This is a genomic window from Bacillus cereus group sp. Sample62, assembly GCF_036851315.1.
Taxonomy (GTDB): Bacteria; Bacillota; Bacilli; order Bacillales; family Bacillaceae_G; genus Bacillus_A; species Bacillus_A wiedmannii.
Genome location: NZ_JAFLPK010000001.1, coordinates 1,229,312 through 1,245,210, shown reverse-complemented (window position 1 = coordinate 1,245,210; position 15,899 = coordinate 1,229,312). Strand labels below are relative to the sequence as shown.

Genomic DNA, 15,899 nt, shown 5'->3' with positions numbered 1-15,899 from the left:
AACCCTTTCTATTTATCTGCAACAAACGAGTCACGAACTCGTTTCCAGAACGGGAACGGACGGAAACGAACAAATCGTACTTTCTCGTTTGCAACGCGATACTGGATTGATTTCACATCTTGATGAACCATCGTTAAATGGTCCACCGTAATTTGTAAGTTCATTCCTGCAGCCGGCTTCAACACACATGTATGATGCTTCGGCAATACGAGTGGCGAGCCTACAGTACGAAACACGCGGTTATTAATAGATGCCATTTCTGCAATTTGAATCGCTTCAATAGAAGGGTGAATAATCGCTCCGCCAAGCGCCTTATTATATGCAGTACTTCCCGAAGGAGTAGAAATACAAAGGCCATCTCCGCGGAACGTTTCAAAGTACTCTCCGCGTATTTCTACTTCTGTTACTAATGTACCTTCTGCACTTTTTACAGTTGCTTCATTCATCGCCAAATACTGTGATTCTTTACTCCCATTCACATAGCGAATAATCACTTCTAAAAGCGGATATTCCACCACTTGGAATGGTGTTTTAGCAATTGCAATTACTAATTTCTCTACTTCTGTCGGTAACCAATCTGCATAGAAACCTAAATGCCCTGTATGTACACCAACAAATGCTGTTTCATCCAATCGATTATAATAACGATGAAACGCATATAAAAGCGTTCCATCTCCCCCAACAGAAATTACAATATCGGGTTCCTTTTCATCCATTATAAATCCAAAATCTAGCAAGTATTCTTTCATCGTGCTTGCCAGTGTATCTGATGATTGATCTCCCTTTGACATAATTGTAAATTTCATCGCCCAACACCCTTTAGTTTATGATTCGGAATCTTTCGTTTCTTGTTTTCTTGAAAAAGCTTTCTGCGCTTCTTGAATCTCAAGACGAATAGAAGACATTTCTTCATCTAATAAAAACGCCGCTTCCGCTGCGCGTTGCAAGCGTATTTTAATATCTTCAGGAAAACGTCCACTATATTTATAATTTAAAGAATGCTCAATTGTTGCCCAAAAGTTCATTGCTAACGTGCGTATTTGGATTTCTACCAATACTTTTTTTTCTCCCTGAATCGTTTGAACAGGGTAACTAATGACAACGTGATAAGAGCGATAGCCGCTATCTTTCTTTTGCGTGACATAATCACGTTCTTCCACGATTTCAAAGTCATTTCGTTTTCGAAGATATTCTACAACAGGCTTAATCTCATCAACAAATTGACACATCATTCGAAGGCCCGCGATGTCTTGCATATCTTCTCTCAGCCGATCTAGCGGTACATTTCTCTTCTCCGCTTTATCAATAATACTAGCAACCGACTTTACCCTTCCTGTTACAAACTCAATTGGAGAATGCTCTGTTAACATTGCAAATTGAGTACGCATTCCTTTTAGTTTCACTTTCAGCTCTGCCACCGCTTGATGGTAAGGTGCTAAAAATTCTTCCCAATTTCGATTCATTTCAACCACCACCAAAATCAATCCATTTGCTTATAGAAATACTTTTTCTACAGCAGTTACTAGTTCTTCTCCGTAATTTGCATTACCTTCAATATTTTCAACTAAATATTCTACTTCTTCTTTTAAATTTTCTAATTCCATTTCAACGTCATTCACACGAACGAACATTACTATATCGTTATTCATCGCTTCATGCATTGCTTCCCAGCATTTGTGCGGAATACTTACATAAATGAAAGATGATTCGTTTTCTAAAATATATAAAAATGATAAATTGTCTGAGTCTACAAGTACGTGATTACGCGCACTTAACTCCTTTACCTCTATTTCATTATTTTCCGCACAAAAAATAAGCGCATTCTCTCTCTTTTCTACGCTCTTAACTTGAATTTTATTTTGCATGCTCTAACTCCTCCATCTCAACTTCCTGTCTTACTTAACAGTATTATTGTATCATAACATGGACGCAAACAAATAAAACATTGAACCAAATTTATGAAAAAGCGATAATGTGTAAAGAATTATTTTTTAAAAGGAGCGCGCATACAATGACACAAGAAATTGAAATTGAATTTAAAAATATTGTTACAGAAGAAGAATTCGATACATTATGTAAATCATTCTCTATTGAAGTATTTACGAAACAGGTGAATCACTACTTTGAAACAACGAGCTTCTCGTTAAAAGAAGCTGGCTCTGCACTTCGTATTCGTCATAAAGGAGAAACTTATACATTAACATTGAAACAACCTGCAGAAGTCGGCTTGTTAGAAACGCATCAAGTCGTAACAGAAGACGAAGCAAGAATGATGATGGAAACAAACGTAATCATTCCAGGGGCTGTAATGGATCAACTACACAAATTACAAATTCCTGTTTCCACTTTAACTTATATGGGTAGTTTAACAACTGAAAGAGCCGAAACACTATTTGAAGGCGGAACGCTTGTCTTTGATCATAGTTTCTATTACAATCACGATGATTATGAAATTGAATTTGAAGTGCAAGATGAAGAAACAGGAAAAGCTGCATTTATTCATTTATTAAAACAGCACGACATACCAATCCGTCATACAAATAATAAAGTAAAACGCTTTTTCCTTGCCAAACAAAACAAAGCACGCTAAAGTGAAAATTCCACTAGTGAATACGTTCTACTAGTGGATATATCTCACTTTTTAAAAGGAAAAGATTCTTTTACATTTGAAAAATAAGCAAAGAACGTTATGAAGGCTGTTTATTTGCCCTCTAGAACATTCCATTGCTACAATAGATATACATTTCATGGAAAAAGGAGTTTATAAAGGATGAGCAAGCAACCGATGACACCATTTGAAGCAATTGGCGGTGAACAATGCATTGCAATATTAGTAGACACGTTTTATTCCTATGTCAGTAAACACCCTGACCTATCTCCCATCTTCCCGGATGATTTAACAGAAACCGCTAGGAAGCAGAAACAATTTTTAACGCAATATTTAGGTGGTCCTAATTTGTACACTGAAGAACATGGTCATCCTATGTTAAGAGCACGCCATCTTCCGTTTGAGATTACTCCAAAACGAGCAGAGGCTTGGCTATCATGTATGGAGCAAGCAATGGATGACACAGGAGTGCACGGTCATATAAGAGAGTTCGTTTTTGAACGTTTAGCGTTAACTGCTCAGCATATGGTTAATACTCCAAACGAAACAGGTGAAGTGTAATGGATAAGCAGGAAGCAACGCATTTAAATATGCCATCTCCTTCCGCATGTGAGCATAAGTCTGTAGAAGCATATTTATTTATTGATCCACTTTGTAAAGATTGCTGGGAAATTGAGCCCTTTATTATTAAACTATGGCTTGAATACGGGAAATACTTCTCTATTCGTCATATCGTAACTGGAAAAGTGGACGGAACGAACGCTTCCTCACACAAATGGAATAAACCTGCTAATATTCGATTTGTGTGGGAAAAGACAACAAGTTTACAAGGTTTTTCATGTGATGGAAAGGTACATATGCAAGAAGCATCGTCAACACCATATTTAGTTTCGATGGCAATTAAGGCAGCGGAGTTACAGGGCCGAAAAGCAGGTTCGAAGTTTTTGCGAAAACTCCAAGAATACATTTTCCTTGAAAATGTATCAAACCCTGACTGCGAATTATTACTTGCATGTGCAAGAGATAGCGATATTGATGTAGAAGAATTTAAAAAAGACCTACATTCCGCTAGCGCAAAAAAAGCTTTCCAATGTGACTTAAAATTTACAAATGAGATGCATATTACAGAAATACCTTCTCTCGTATTCTTTCATGCGAATTCAGATGAAGAAGGCATTAAAATCGCTGGAACTTATTCCTACGACGTATACGTACAATTATTGAAAGAACTTGTAAAATGTGAAATCGAGCCAGAACCATTACCACCTTTAGAAGTGTTACTAGAAGCAACGCAATTTATATCTTCAAAAGAAGTAGCATTTATATATGACTGCTCGCAGCAAGAGATCGAGCGTGAACTGAAAAAATTACAACTGAAACGAAAAGTACAAATGATTGAAGTAAAATGTGAGCGTTATTGGAAATGGATAGCAAAAGAAAAAGACCTGGTGTAAAACACCAGGTCTTCTTCTTTACGGCTTATAAAAATATTAAAGGGGATGGGAGAAATTTTCACGTTCAAACAAAGGGGTATATGTTTGTATGTGAATTCGTTCACGCTTATTATATTACAAGATTCGACGTCAGATGACAACCCCTTTTGTCGAATTTCACACTTTTGTCACATTCTAAACGTTTTCATTTCTGAATAAGCTATAAAAAAGCTATTTTGGAGGTGTTCTGTATGAAAAAAACGTATATTTTACTTATCTTACTAGCTTTCATCGTTTCTTTTTTCTTGTACATCCTCTCTCTACTACAAGCTTTTCCTAAAATTATTGCCTTCCCTCTTTTATTTGGAGTCATCTTCATCGCTCTCTCTTATTTCAACCATAAAAAACGATTTAAAGGGTTTTAACTACAAAAATCACCTGTAAAACTGCCTTCTAATTTAGAAAAAAGAAAGAAATTCACCTTATTATTTCGACAAATATCGACAAAAAATATTTAAAACAAAAAAAGACGAGGTAAATTCCTCGTCTTTACAATTACTTCTCTTCAAATAATAATGCTTCTAATTCATTTAATTTCTCTTCAAATACTTGTAGCGCTTCTTTTACCGGTTCTGGAGATGCCATATCTACTCCAGCTTTTTTCAGCACTTCAATTGGATAATCTGAGCTTCCTGCTTTTAAGAACTCATTAATGTAACGTTCTACTGCTGGTTGCCCCTCTTCTAAAATTTGTTTAGATAAAGCCGTTGCTGCACTAAATCCTGTTGCGTATTGGTATACGTAATAGTTGTAGTAGAAGTGCGGAATACGAGACCACTCTAAACCAATTTCTTCATCGATTACTAAAGCATCACCGAAATATTTCTTATTTAAATCATAGTAGATCTCCGTTAACATGTCTGGCGTAACCGCATGTCCTTCTTGTACTTTCTTATGAATAATATGCTCAAACTCTGCGAACATCGTTTGACGGAATACAGTACCACGGAATCCTTCTAAATAATGATTTAATAGGTATAGACGCTCTTTCTTATCTTCTGTCGTTTTTAATAAATAATCGTTTAGAAGTGCTTCATTACAAGTTGATGCTACTTCCGCAACGAAGATTGAATAATCACCGTATACGTGCGGCTGCGTCTTTCTTGTATAGTAACTATGCACGGAATGACCGAACTCATGAGCAAGTGTATATAAATTATTTACATTATCATGCCAGTTCATTAAAATATACGGATTTGTTCCATATGCACCAGATGAATATGCTCCGCTTCGCTTTCCTTTATTCTCATACACATCTACCCAGCGATTTTCATATGCTTCTTTTAAAATGTCAACATACTCATCACCAAGTACGTTTAAAGACTTTAATAACATGTCTTGTGCTTCTTCATACTTCACGTTCATTTTCACTTCTGGTACAAGTGGTGTATATAAATCATACATATGAAGCTCATCAAGTCCTAGTGCACGCTTACGAATATCAATGTAACGATGTAGCAAGTGTAAATTATCATTTACAGATTCAACAAGTTGATCATACACCGCTTCAGGAATATTGTTATTACTTAATGCCGCTTGACGTGCAGAATCGTATTTACGAACACGCGCATTGAAATTATTACGTTTCACAGCTCCGCTTAACGTGCTTGCAAATGTGTTCTTATATTTTCCGTACGTTTCATATACAGCTTTGAATGCATCTTCGCGCACACGACGATCATCACTTTCTAAAAACTGAATGTAACGACCATGTGTAATTTCCACTTCTTCTCCATCCTCACCTTTAATAGATGGGAATTTCAAATCCGCATTATTCAACATACCAAATGTATTACTTGACGCACTCATTACTTCAGATGCTTCTGCTAATAGAGCCTCTTCCGCTTCAGATAATACGTGCGGGCGTTGACGCGTAATTTCTTCTAATGCATGTTCGTATACACTTAAGTCTCTATTTTCTTTCAAGAATGTTTGCAGTGTATCTTCTGAAATCGATAAAATTTCAGGCACAATATATGCTGTGCTACTAGATACTTGTGAATATAAATTTGTCGCGCGGTCATTTAACGCTTGATACACAGAGTTTGTTGTATCTTGATCGTAACGCATATGTGCATATGTATATAGCTTACCTAATCGCATTGAAATTTCATCTTCATATTGCAATGCTTCAAGTAAATTGTGCGCAGAGTCACCCAGTTTCCCTTTAAATTCAGTTAACTTCGGTAATAGCTCTTTAATGGCTTGGAATTCTTTTTCCCATTCTGCATCTGTTTGAAAAATATCTTCTAATCGCCACGTACTTGATTCTTCAATTTCTTTGCGATCTGGTAAAGTTTTTGCTGTGTTTTGTTCAGACATCCTTTAAGCCCTCCTTTAAATATCTCTACTTACATACAATTCGATTTTTCTTATGTAATTCCTTCACGATCAGTCTTTATTATATCCCCTTTTCCTTCTCTCATGTTGTACTTTTCCTCAAATAAAGATAAGGCATACGCTAAGCAAATTTCATCAGATTTTATAACTTCCTCCTCTGTTTTCAACATAACTACCTCTCTTTTTTTCCGGTACTTATAAGTCCCTACTTTCTGTAATACACCTGCATAACATAAAAATGTCATATATTCAGCAACTGCTACTTTCCATATATGCCGTGAAAAGTACGGGAGCATGCGCCTTTTCGTATACGTTTTCACATAACTACATACATATTGAAGGGAAATACACTCCCCTACCGCAAGCTCACCTATACACTTTATATATAGAAAAGCTTGCCATATAAATGGATTTGTTTGAAAAGCAAATGAGGACGGGAGTGGCACACCGATTTCAGAAGGAAAATTTGCTGGGGTACATTTACATTGATATAAGAGGCGTAATAGTGACCTATGATTGTAATTCCAAATCGGCAGAGCGTTTTGCCGAAAATAGATCTTTCGCTTTTTCCATTCCTCACCTAATCTTTCTTTTCGGAAAGAGACGGGAGAAAAGAGCATTTCAAAAGTAGTCGTTTCAGTTGGTAAATAGATAATATGTGAGAAAGAGATGCTTGTAGAAAATGAAGTGAGAAACGCGCATTTCATAAATGATTTTTGTTTCGAACAGAAGAAAATAAGAAATGGCTGAGGATAAGATTGTAAGGAGAATGCCATAAATGAGGAGAATTTCATCCAATATACTGATTGCCTTTTCAATTGATTTCCACCAATGATCCAAATGACCTGTATACCAGCTTGCCAATACGAATAGGTTCGTTTGTACAGCTGCTCTATAGAGAGATTGGCGCATTGGTATTCAATCGCAATTGTTCTCCCTGCTCTCTTTATGAAAATATCTGGTCGTTGCTGAATTTCTGGAAGATAGTGCTCTATATACACAGGAAAGTTTTGACGTTTGAACCACCTATATAACAATTCTTTACCGTGCATATGATACATAGATTCTGCTTCATAAAAAGCAAGACACGCGTCCATTTTCTTATGAGCAAAATGCCAACTTTTTTGTTTCCCTAATTTCATTTGCACTTCCTTCCCGCAAGCTATGCAAAAGAAGCTTTCCATTTTACGCATACGATGTAAAAGCTCTTCATCATGATGATAGAGTAAATGAATTTTTTCTCCGTTTTCTCTTTTGGCGATAAACATCGGAATCACACCCTTTCAGCTCCTTATATTCTACAATTTATTACAAATTCCTTTTAAAAAAGAGATGTCCCAATTTCGGACATCTCTTTTTATAATAAAGGTGATAATAATCGATACGTCGATTCAACAATTCGTCTATGAAGACGCCTTTTATGAAAACGATCGACATGAATTTCACTTGATTCTTCTATATCCTCTTTATAATCTTGAACAAGTTTTCGAATGCTGTCTGTATCATATAAAAAGGCATTTACTTCAAAGTTCAAATGAAAACTTCTCATATCCATATTAGCAGTCCCAATTGAAGCTAAATCAGAATCGACAATGACAACTTTGCTATGGAGGAAACCTTTTTCGTATTCATATATCTTTACCCCTGCATCTAAAAGCTCTGGGAAGTACGATCTCGATGCGTAAAAGACAGTGCGCTTATCAGGCTTACTCGGCATTAACAAACGGACATCAATACCAGCAAGTGCCGCTACCTTTAATGCGGATAAAATATCATCATCCGGAATGAAATACGGCGTCGCAATCCAAATGGATTTCCGCGCAGAAGCAATCATGGCAAAGTATAAATGTTTAATTGTTTCCCATTTATTATCTGGTCCACCTGCAACGAGCTGTACGCCTCCCCAATGATCACCCTCAACTGCTTTCGCTTGTAAATATTCAGGGGCCAGCACAGCCTCACCAGTCATATAAAACCAATCTTGAAGGAAAATAAGTTGCAAGCTTTGAACAGCTTCACCACGCAAATATAAATGCGTGTCTCGCCAAAAACCGAAATATTTATCCTTCCCTAAATATTCATCACCAATATTTAATCCACCGACAAACCCTTCATTTCCATCAATAATAACGATTTTTCGGTGGTTTCGATAATTAATCTTATCGTTTAAAATCGGAAAGCGCACAGGGAAGAACGGAATCATTTCTACTCCTGCATCATTCAATTCTTCAATATATGAATTCGATAATCTAAAACTTCCAACCGCATCATATAAAAAACGAACGACAACACCTTCTTTTGATTTCTGTATTAAAATATCTTTAATTTCTGTTCCAAGCTTATCATCACGCACAATGTAATATTCCATATGAATGTGGTGTTTCGCTCGTTTTAATCCATCTAAAATGGCCTGAAACGTTTCATCTCCATTTGTTAATGTTCTCGTTTCAGTTTGAAATGAAATATTTAAAGCGCCTAAGCGGTCCGCTAAACGAAATAACAGCTCTTGATGCTTATGATTGCGCAAAATCCGTTCTTCGTAATCTTCATGCCCCTTATATTGTAAAAATGCTTGTTCATCGAGCAACGCCTTCTTTTGGAACATTCTCTTCCTCCGAAAGTTCTGTCCAAATAATAAATAAGCGAAGAATCCAAATACCGGAAAAATACCTAACACAATGAGCCATGTAAGTGTTTTAGACGGATGACGGTTCTCTAAGAAAATAACACATCCAATTAAAAATGCAGATACCGTAAATAAAATACTAATAATACCTAAAATCGAAACATCTTTTATCCCAATTACATCCGAATAAAATGCTACATCAATAAACATACGTAACGAAACAAATAATGCGAACAATAGTAGAACAAAGAAAATCAACTTTAATGTATTTTTCATCTCTTACCTCCTTACTAAGAAAGCTTTCCTATTCTTCATATAAAAAGCCGATTTCATACTACAGAAATCGGCCTACGTTTTAGCAGGAAAATTATTGCGAATTGTTTCAAGCACACGCTCTTTCACAATTTGTTTCCCATACTCACTTACACGATGAATTGTTAAAGTTGATTCTTCTCCGTATTCTAAAACAATACTTAAAATACGATCAATTTCTTCTTCATCATGTAGCACTTCATCGAATTCCACATATACATAATAGCGGTTCTCAAATGAATACAGCTCATCTTTTATATCTTCAAAGATAAGACGGTGGCTTAATGAAATGACATCTTCAAAATCATTAAACTTAATTAAAAAGCCAAACGTACCATCTTCGTTAAAGTTTGTTCCGGCTTGTTCTTCTACCTCTTCCACTAATTCTTGCTGGAATAATGATTCAATGCCTTCATCTAGAGGAATGTCTATAATTTTATCTACACCTATTGGTAGTTCTAGCTTTTGTCCATCCTTTGAAAGCTCTGCTTTCGTTACAAGTACTTCAATCCCTTTATCGACTGCTTGCACTTGAATCCATAACGGTCCATCAATAAAGAAATCATCATGATCACGAGCTTCGTCCATCATCTCCCAAAAGAGCTCTTCACTTCGTTCGCGGTCATACCAAATTTCTTCACGATTAAATCCTCTATCCTCTATATCAATGTACGTAATAAAAAATTTCATCGTATGGTCATTAATTCTTTCAATATCCAAAATACAACTCTCCCTTCCTGCTTATAATTGTTATGAAGGGATTCCCCACTCATATGACAAATCAATAGATTCTTGTACTCTCATTTTATGATAAGATTCTCCAGAATGGAAATAAAATCGATTTATTTTACAAAAATAGTTATATGCCTATCTTCATTCGACCACCTACACAAATATATCATTATAGCGATTTCTCACTCATGAAAAATTTGGACATACATTTCCACCTTCCTCCGTACACTGTAATAAAGTGAAACTTTTATTAGAGAAGATGATTTAATCTCTCTCTTCACCACATACATACAGTTCGCTTATTAATACATCATAAATGGAGGCAGACGAATGGACTTAGAGTTTTTAACATCTGTACTTATGATTGTCGGTATCGATGTTGTATTAGGTGGTGACAACGCAATCGTCATCGCACTAGCTAGCCGAAATTTACCTGAATCGAAACGAAATAAAGCCATTTTGATTGGTACTCTTTTAGCAATCGTACTAAGAATTATCCTTACTATACTAGCTGTCTATTTACTCGACATTCCATTTCTACAACTTATCGGGGGCGTTTTACTTACATTAATTGCAGTAAATTTACTAACTGATAATAGCAACGATCTTTCTGCTATTCAGGGGAAAACAACTTTATTTCAAGCTGTGCGTACAATTGTATTCGCGGATCTCGTTATGGGGTTTGACAACGTTATTGCCATTGCAGGTGCAGCTCACGGAAGATTTTTACTCGTAATAATCGGCTTACTCATTTCTATTCCAATTATTATTTGGGGTAGCAAACTTATTTTAATACTTATGGAACGCTTTCCATTCCTCATTTATTGCGGAGCAGCGATTCTCGCCTATACAGCAGGAAAAATGGTTACACATGAAGACAGGCTTGCAACGTTCTTTCATAATAATCCAAATTTCACTACAAGCATGCCTTTCTTATTCATTTTCACTGTTCTATTCATCGGTATTATCGTGCAACAAGTTCGATTACGAAACGTGAAACATTAAAAAAAACCTTCTACTATATAATAGGTAGAAGGTTTTCATATTATTATAATTAATTTACAAGACGCTGTGCTTCACGTAATTGAAACGTTCTTACTGTACGTGGTAAGAAACGGCGGATTTCGTCTTCATTGTAACCTACTTGAAGGCGTTTCTCGTCAATCATAATTGGACGACGTAAAATCCCTGGATAGTCACGAATCATCTTATATAAATCTTGAAGTGGTAAAGACTCTAAATTTACATTTAATTCTTGGAAAACTTTTGAACGAGTAGAAATAATCTCATCCGTTCCGCTTTCTGTCATACGTAAAATCTCTTTAATTTCCTCAATCGTTAATGGATCTGAGAAAATATTACGTTCTGTATAAGGAATATGATTTTCCTCTAGCCATAATTTCGCCTTTCTACAAGACGTACAGCTTGGAGAACTATATAATGTTACCATACAAAGCTCACTCTCCTTAAAGAGTACAAATTCTGTACTAATTACAGTTTAAATTTCTAAATTCAGCAATTTTTTACGATACCTTGTCTGATAACAAAGTGCAAAAAATCACATTTCATGTAAGCAACAACTTTGAGCAAACAACAATTACTTTTAATAAGTAACTTCTATAATCATTATACAATAGATTTTGCAAGAAATATACAGTAAATTTCCTTCTAATTGAGAAAACTCTTCCGTGTATTCCACTGCTATGTAACATAATTACACTAACTTCAGCTGTACTTCAACAATAACCTTCAACCCTCTTATTACTGGCTTGTCATAGATTTTTCATGTGATATACAGATATTTCCCCATAATCTTCCCTATGAAAAAGAGAACGTTTTCTTACCTTTTCTTGATAAATCAATTAAGAAATGTAAGACTATACAAGTGAGAATCAAAAAGAACACTTGTTCTCATTTTAACAAACATCCTCATCCATGTCTATACGATTTCTAAAATAAATCAATTATTTTTCTGACATTTCTTTCTTTTTTATCTTTTATCTCATACAATAAACATACAGACAGGCAAAGGGGGAATTTGCAAATGATTGCTTTTTTTATTGATTTTGTCACTGTTGCTGCCCTCATCATCGGAATCACAGCATTGATTGGTGTCATTACAAATAGCATTGGTGAAAAACTCTTTGGCGGAAAAGAAAAGATGAAGTTTGTTAATAAAAGTTTGGATGTACAATCCGGCTGGAACCAAGTTGGCGGGAAAGGTATTTATAAGAAACGTACATATTAAAAAAAGCAGGTAATCACCTGCTTTTTTCTTATTTCTCTACTGACGCCCATTTAAAGCTTAAATCGCCGCCATATTTATGGTTGTACATATTTTTAATTGATTCTCTTTGTAAGTACGCTCTACCACGTTGATATACTGGAACAATCGCAGCATCATCAAGTAACATTTTCTCTGCTTCCAGTAAGTTTTTCCAACGAGCATTTACATCACTTCCATCTTTCTTCGCTTTCGTAATAATTTCATCATATTTCGGATTAGAGTATTTCATTTTATTTTGTGATCCGTCCGTTACAAACATATCAAGGTATGTAACTGGATCTGGGAAGTCTGCACTCCATCCAGAGAATGACATAACATAATCGCCCGCATCTTCTAGTTTTAGTTTTTGCGCAAATGGTTGTTGTTTAATTTTCACTGTTAAACCTGGTAAATTCTTTTCTAATTCACCTTTTAAATATTCACCTGTTTTCTTCGATAATTCAACGTCTTCATTTAATAGCTCTAATTCGATTTCATTTTTACCAAGTTCTTTTTTACCAGCTTCCCAATATTTCTTCGCTTCTTTCACGTTTGGTTTTACAATATCTCCATTTACAGCACGGAAGTCTTTCTTATCTGGCCCTTTAATGAAGTTATCAGGAATTAATCCTGTCGCTGGCTTTGAACCGTTATTTAATAATGTATCAACGAACGGCTTACGTTCAAAAGCAAGTGAAATTGCTTTACGAATATTTTTATTTGCTAAAGCTGGGTCTTTTTGATTTAAACGAAGGAAGAATACAGATGTATCTTCTACTGTTTGGAAATCTGGTTTTCCTTTATATTTATCGATGAACTCTGCTAATAACGTCGCTCGATCGACTGCGTTTGTTTCATATAAATTAATTGGCGTAGACGTATCTTTTACAATATTAAAGTTTACTTCCTCAATCTTCACTTCTTTATTGTCCCAATATGACGCGCTCTTTGTCATTTTAAAGCTACGTTCATGTTGCCAATCACTTAATGTAAATGGTCCGTTATAAAGTGTTGTATTCGATTCCAAACCAAACTTCGTACCTTGCTCTTTTACAAACTTTTCATTCACAGGATAGAAGATTGGATATACCATTAAATCTACAAGGTATGGAATTGAATTGTCTAATTCCACTTCTAATGTATAGTCATCAATCGCTTTTACACCTAATTGATCCGGACTCATCTCTTTTTTATTAATTTTCTCTGCATTTTTTATATCATACATAATGTACGCTGATTTCGCAGCTGTATCTGGGTTAATCGCTCTTTTCCATGCGTATACGAAATCCTTCGCCGTCACAGGCTCACCATTTGACCATTTTGCATCTTCACGTAATTTAAATGTATATTTTTTACCGTCTTCTGACTTTTGGAATTCCTTCGCTACACCAGGAACTAGCTTATCATCTTTTCCTAAACTGTATAAGCCTTCCATCGTATTAGTCATTACTCTTGAAGAAACTGCATCAGCTGATAACGCTGGATCCATCGTTGGAATTTCTTGTGTTTCAATTAAGTTAATAACTTGTTTCGCACCGCTTTTCCCGCTATCCCCTTTTGCGTTCGCTTGCGGTTCATCTTTTTGGTAGCTACATGCCCCTAACATCATGCTCATCGCTACTGTTGATACTACAAAAACTGGCATCTTTTTTTTCATACTTCCACCCTCCACAAAAATGTTAGCCCTTTCATTTTCAAACAAAAAGAAATATATATATGTTCTAACAATTCATATTATACACACAAATATATTTTTTGTATATTTATATTTCTATTTTATTAAAATTTTCTGTTAAAAAATAAACCTTTGTAAACGTTTCATATTGCCGTTTATCCTTACTAAAGTGTTAAAAATGATTATTTTTATATTTTTCTAAATTATCAGAGAAAAATAAATTTTATATCTCATAATACTTTTTGCATAATTATCCTTCTCTTTTTATCATAAAATAGCGCTCCCTTCATAATAAAGATATGTAGGTTAAAATGAGTGCAAAGGATAGGAAAGTATGTTACGATACACTTTGCTAAAAATAGATATCGGTAAAGAGGGGACGGACATGGCAGCAATTCAGGCAAAAAACGGGCCGACAGAGAAATTAAGTTTATTCTTATTAACATGGCCTATTTTTCTAGAAGTTTTTCTATTTATGTTAATGGGGATCGCTGATACTTTCATGTTAAGTGCATTATCAGACGATGCTGTATCTGGGGTTGGTGCAGCGAATCAATATCTCCATATCGCTATTTTGGTACTAGAAGTCATCGGGAACGGCGCAGCTATCGTCGTATCTCAATACCTCGGTTCCAAACGCTTTATGGAAGCATCTAAAATATCAGCTTTAGCCGTCACATTAAATTTAGTGGTCGGACTCGTTATAAGCGCTGGTTTTCTTTTATTTTCAAAACATATGATGATGGCAATGAACTTACAAGGCGATGTACTCATGTATGCACAAAACTATTTATCCATCGTCGGGGGAGCTATTTTCCTTCAAGCTATTATTAATTCATTAGCCGCAATTATCCGCGTACACGGCTTCACAAAGCAAGCGATGTTTATTTCACTTGGAATGAATATTATTCATATCGCTGGAAACTACGTACTCATTTTCGGGAAATTTGGTTTCCCAGAGCTCGGTGTACAAGGGGCTGCCATTTCTTCTGCTGTCAGCCGACTTATCGCGCTTATCGTTTTCTTCTGGTTACTGTACCGCGTTATGGAATATCGTGTGAAATTACAATATTACTTCACCTTATCAAAAGAATACATCGGGAAAATTTTAAAGATCGGGATTCCATCTGCATTTGAGCAGGTTATGTATCAAGCTTGCCAAATTGTCTTCTTATACTATGCAACATATTTAGGAACGGAATCATTAGCGGCTAGACAATACGCTACGAACATTTCTATGTTCACTTATTTATTCGCTATTGCGATTGGTATGGGAACAGCCATTATTATCGGACGCCTCGTTGGCGGTGGTGAAAAAGACGAAGCGTATGAACGCGTATGGAAAAGTGTAAAATGGGCAATTGGCGTCACTTTATGTATGGTCGGTCTCGTCGTTACATTCCGTACACAATTAATGGGACTGTTTACAGATAATCCGCACATTATTACGTTAGGTGCGTCAGTTCTTTTACTAAGTGTACTACTTGAAACGGGACGTACGATGAACATCGTCATTATCAATTCACTTCGCGCAGCTGGTGATGCAAAGTACCCAGTATTAATCGGAGCATTCTCTATGGTGTTAATGAGTTTACCACTCGGTTACTTTTTCGCCTTTCATTTAGATATGGGGCTCGTTGGTATTTGGCTGGCGATTGCTATTGATGAATGGACACGTGCCATCATTATGTTCTTCCGCTGGAAAAGTAGAGCGTGGGAACGTTATGCACTCGTTAAACCTGAAGAACAAGAGGAGAGTGTTTCTGTTCAGGCACAATAATACTCCTTTAATTAAGGTGTATTCATTAGTAAAGGAAACTTATATCTGCGATTCTTTAAATATATCG

16 protein-coding genes are annotated in these 15,899 nt (G+C 35.7%); 7 read left to right on the top strand and 9 right to left on the bottom strand.

What is annotated here, in order from left to right; genetic code table 11:
* Positions 1-8 precede the first annotated feature (8 nt).
* From J0835_RS06215 to J0835_RS06205, 3 genes are read right to left on the bottom strand one after another with little or no spacing between them, the layout of a single operon-like run.
* Positions 9-806: an NAD kinase gene (locus J0835_RS06215; RefSeq protein ID WP_000673190.1), complete on the bottom strand. Its 798-nt coding sequence runs from the start codon at positions 804-806 to the stop codon at positions 9-11.
* An 18-nt stretch (positions 807-824) separates the two neighbouring features.
* Entirely contained in the window at positions 825-1,463 is a 639-nt protein-coding gene (locus J0835_RS06210; RefSeq protein ID WP_001081480.1) for a GTP pyrophosphokinase, read from the bottom strand.
* Positions 1,464-1,493: 30 nt separating this feature from the next.
* The gene (locus J0835_RS06205; RefSeq protein ID WP_087979796.1) at positions 1,494-1,865 is read right to left on the bottom strand and encodes a hypothetical protein; all 372 of its coding nucleotides are present in this window, start codon (positions 1,863-1,865) and stop codon (positions 1,494-1,496) included.
* Between the two features lie 146 nt (positions 1,866-2,011).
* Between J0835_RS06205 and J0835_RS06200 the strand changes: the two genes are divergently transcribed.
* From J0835_RS06200 to J0835_RS06185, 4 genes are all read left to right on the top strand, one after another.
* The gene (locus J0835_RS06200) at positions 2,012-2,590 is read left to right on the top strand and encodes a CYTH domain-containing protein (RefSeq protein WP_087979795.1); all 579 of its coding nucleotides are present in this window, start codon (positions 2,012-2,014) and stop codon (positions 2,588-2,590) included.
* 180 nt (positions 2,591-2,770) lie between these two features.
* On the top strand, positions 2,771-3,169 hold the full coding sequence (locus J0835_RS06195; RefSeq protein ID WP_000043382.1) for a globin domain-containing protein: 399 nt from the start codon (positions 2,771-2,773) through the stop codon (positions 3,167-3,169).
* Positions 3,169-4,062 carry a ClpXP adapter SpxH family protein gene (locus J0835_RS06190; RefSeq protein WP_087979794.1) on the top strand — a complete coding sequence of 298 codons (894 nt, stop codon included), beginning with the start codon at positions 3,169-3,171 and terminating at the stop codon, positions 4,060-4,062. Before J0835_RS06195 ends, J0835_RS06190 begins: the two co-directional genes overlap by 1 nt.
* 230 nt (positions 4,063-4,292) lie before the next feature.
* Positions 4,293-4,466 carry a hypothetical protein gene (locus tag J0835_RS06185; protein ID WP_087979793.1) on the top strand — a complete coding sequence of 58 codons (174 nt, stop codon included), beginning with the start codon at positions 4,293-4,295 and terminating at the stop codon, positions 4,464-4,466.
* Positions 4,467-4,596: 130 nt separating this feature from the next.
* On the opposite strand, the gene pepF is transcribed toward J0835_RS06185, so the two are convergent.
* The 4 genes from pepF to mecA form a co-directional block, all read right to left on the bottom strand.
* A complete protein-coding gene (gene pepF, locus J0835_RS06180; RefSeq protein ID WP_087979792.1) occupies positions 4,597-6,423 on the bottom strand; it encodes an oligoendopeptidase F in 1,827 nt (608 codons plus the stop codon).
* A 50-nt stretch (positions 6,424-6,473) separates the two neighbouring features.
* A complete protein-coding gene (locus J0835_RS06175; RefSeq protein WP_087979791.1) occupies positions 6,474-7,718 on the bottom strand; it encodes a competence protein CoiA in 1,245 nt (414 codons plus the stop codon).
* Between the two features lie 80 nt (positions 7,719-7,798).
* Positions 7,799-9,343, bottom strand: a complete 1,545-nt coding sequence (locus J0835_RS06170) for a cardiolipin synthase (RefSeq protein WP_000799207.1) — start codon at positions 9,341-9,343, stop codon at positions 7,799-7,801.
* Positions 9,344-9,415: 72 nt separating this feature from the next.
* Positions 9,416-10,099, bottom strand: a complete 684-nt coding sequence (mecA, locus tag J0835_RS06165; RefSeq protein WP_087979790.1) for an adaptor protein MecA — start codon at positions 10,097-10,099, stop codon at positions 9,416-9,418.
* A gap of 342 nt (positions 10,100-10,441) precedes the next feature.
* Here mecA and J0835_RS06160 point away from each other — a divergent pair, with 342 nt between their 5' ends.
* The gene (locus J0835_RS06160) at positions 10,442-11,116 is read left to right on the top strand and encodes a TerC family protein (RefSeq protein ID WP_087979789.1); all 675 of its coding nucleotides are present in this window, start codon (positions 10,442-10,444) and stop codon (positions 11,114-11,116) included.
* A 49-nt stretch (positions 11,117-11,165) separates the two neighbouring features.
* On the opposite strand, the gene spx is transcribed toward J0835_RS06160, so the two are convergent.
* A complete protein-coding gene (gene spx / locus J0835_RS06155; RefSeq protein WP_000258267.1) occupies positions 11,166-11,561 on the bottom strand; it encodes a transcriptional regulator Spx in 396 nt (131 codons plus the stop codon).
* A gap of 594 nt (positions 11,562-12,155) precedes the next feature.
* Here spx and J0835_RS06150 point away from each other — a divergent pair.
* Complete coding sequence (locus J0835_RS06150; RefSeq protein ID WP_000559978.1) at positions 12,156-12,359, top strand: hypothetical protein; 204 nt, start codon at positions 12,156-12,158, stop codon at positions 12,357-12,359.
* A 28-nt stretch (positions 12,360-12,387) separates the two neighbouring features.
* Here the strand turns inward: J0835_RS06150 and J0835_RS06145 are convergent, their stop codons facing one another.
* Positions 12,388-14,034 carry a peptide ABC transporter substrate-binding protein gene (locus J0835_RS06145; protein WP_087979788.1) on the bottom strand — a complete coding sequence of 549 codons (1,647 nt, stop codon included), beginning with the start codon at positions 14,032-14,034 and terminating at the stop codon, positions 12,388-12,390.
* Between the two features lie 352 nt (positions 14,035-14,386).
* Here J0835_RS06145 and J0835_RS06140 point away from each other — a divergent pair, with 352 nt between their 5' ends.
* Positions 14,387-15,832, top strand: coding sequence for an MATE family efflux transporter (locus tag J0835_RS06140; protein WP_140386699.1), 1,446 nt, complete (start codon positions 14,387-14,389; stop codon positions 15,830-15,832).
* Positions 15,833-15,899 lie beyond the last annotated feature (67 nt).

What these genes read in the sequence shown, in the direction of transcription:
- J0835_RS06215 (WP_000673190.1), bottom strand. Translation starts at nt 806, where the DNA reads ATGAAATTTACAATTATGTCAAAGGGAGATCAATCATCAGATACACTG.
- J0835_RS06210 (WP_001081480.1), bottom strand. Translation starts at nt 1,463, where the DNA reads ATGAATCGAAATTGGGAAGAATTTTTAGCACCTTACCATCAAGCGGTG.
- J0835_RS06205 (WP_087979796.1), bottom strand. Translation starts at nt 1,865, where the DNA reads ATGCAAAATAAAATTCAAGTTAAGAGCGTAGAAAAGAGAGAGAATGCG.
- J0835_RS06200 (WP_087979795.1), top strand. Translation starts at nt 2,012, where the DNA reads ATGACACAAGAAATTGAAATTGAATTTAAAAATATTGTTACAGAAGAA.
- J0835_RS06195 (WP_000043382.1), top strand. Translation starts at nt 2,771, where the DNA reads ATGAGCAAGCAACCGATGACACCATTTGAAGCAATTGGCGGTGAACAA.
- J0835_RS06190 (WP_087979794.1), top strand. Translation starts at nt 3,169, where the DNA reads ATGGATAAGCAGGAAGCAACGCATTTAAATATGCCATCTCCTTCCGCA.
- J0835_RS06185 (WP_087979793.1), top strand. Translation starts at nt 4,293, where the DNA reads ATGAAAAAAACGTATATTTTACTTATCTTACTAGCTTTCATCGTTTCT.
- pepF (WP_087979792.1), bottom strand. Translation starts at nt 6,423, where the DNA reads ATGTCTGAACAAAACACAGCAAAAACTTTACCAGATCGCAAAGAAATT.
- J0835_RS06170 (WP_000799207.1), bottom strand. Translation starts at nt 9,343, where the DNA reads ATGAAAAATACATTAAAGTTGATTTTCTTTGTTCTACTATTGTTCGCA.
- J0835_RS06160 (WP_087979789.1), top strand. Translation starts at nt 10,442, where the DNA reads ATGGACTTAGAGTTTTTAACATCTGTACTTATGATTGTCGGTATCGAT.
- spx (WP_000258267.1), bottom strand. Translation starts at nt 11,561, where the DNA reads ATGGTAACATTATATAGTTCTCCAAGCTGTACGTCTTGTAGAAAGGCG.
- J0835_RS06150 (WP_000559978.1), top strand. Translation starts at nt 12,156, where the DNA reads ATGATTGCTTTTTTTATTGATTTTGTCACTGTTGCTGCCCTCATCATC.
- J0835_RS06145 (WP_087979788.1), bottom strand. Translation starts at nt 14,034, where the DNA reads ATGAAAAAAAAGATGCCAGTTTTTGTAGTATCAACAGTAGCGATGAGC.
- J0835_RS06140 (WP_140386699.1), top strand. Translation starts at nt 14,387, where the DNA reads ATGTTACGATACACTTTGCTAAAAATAGATATCGGTAAAGAGGGGACG.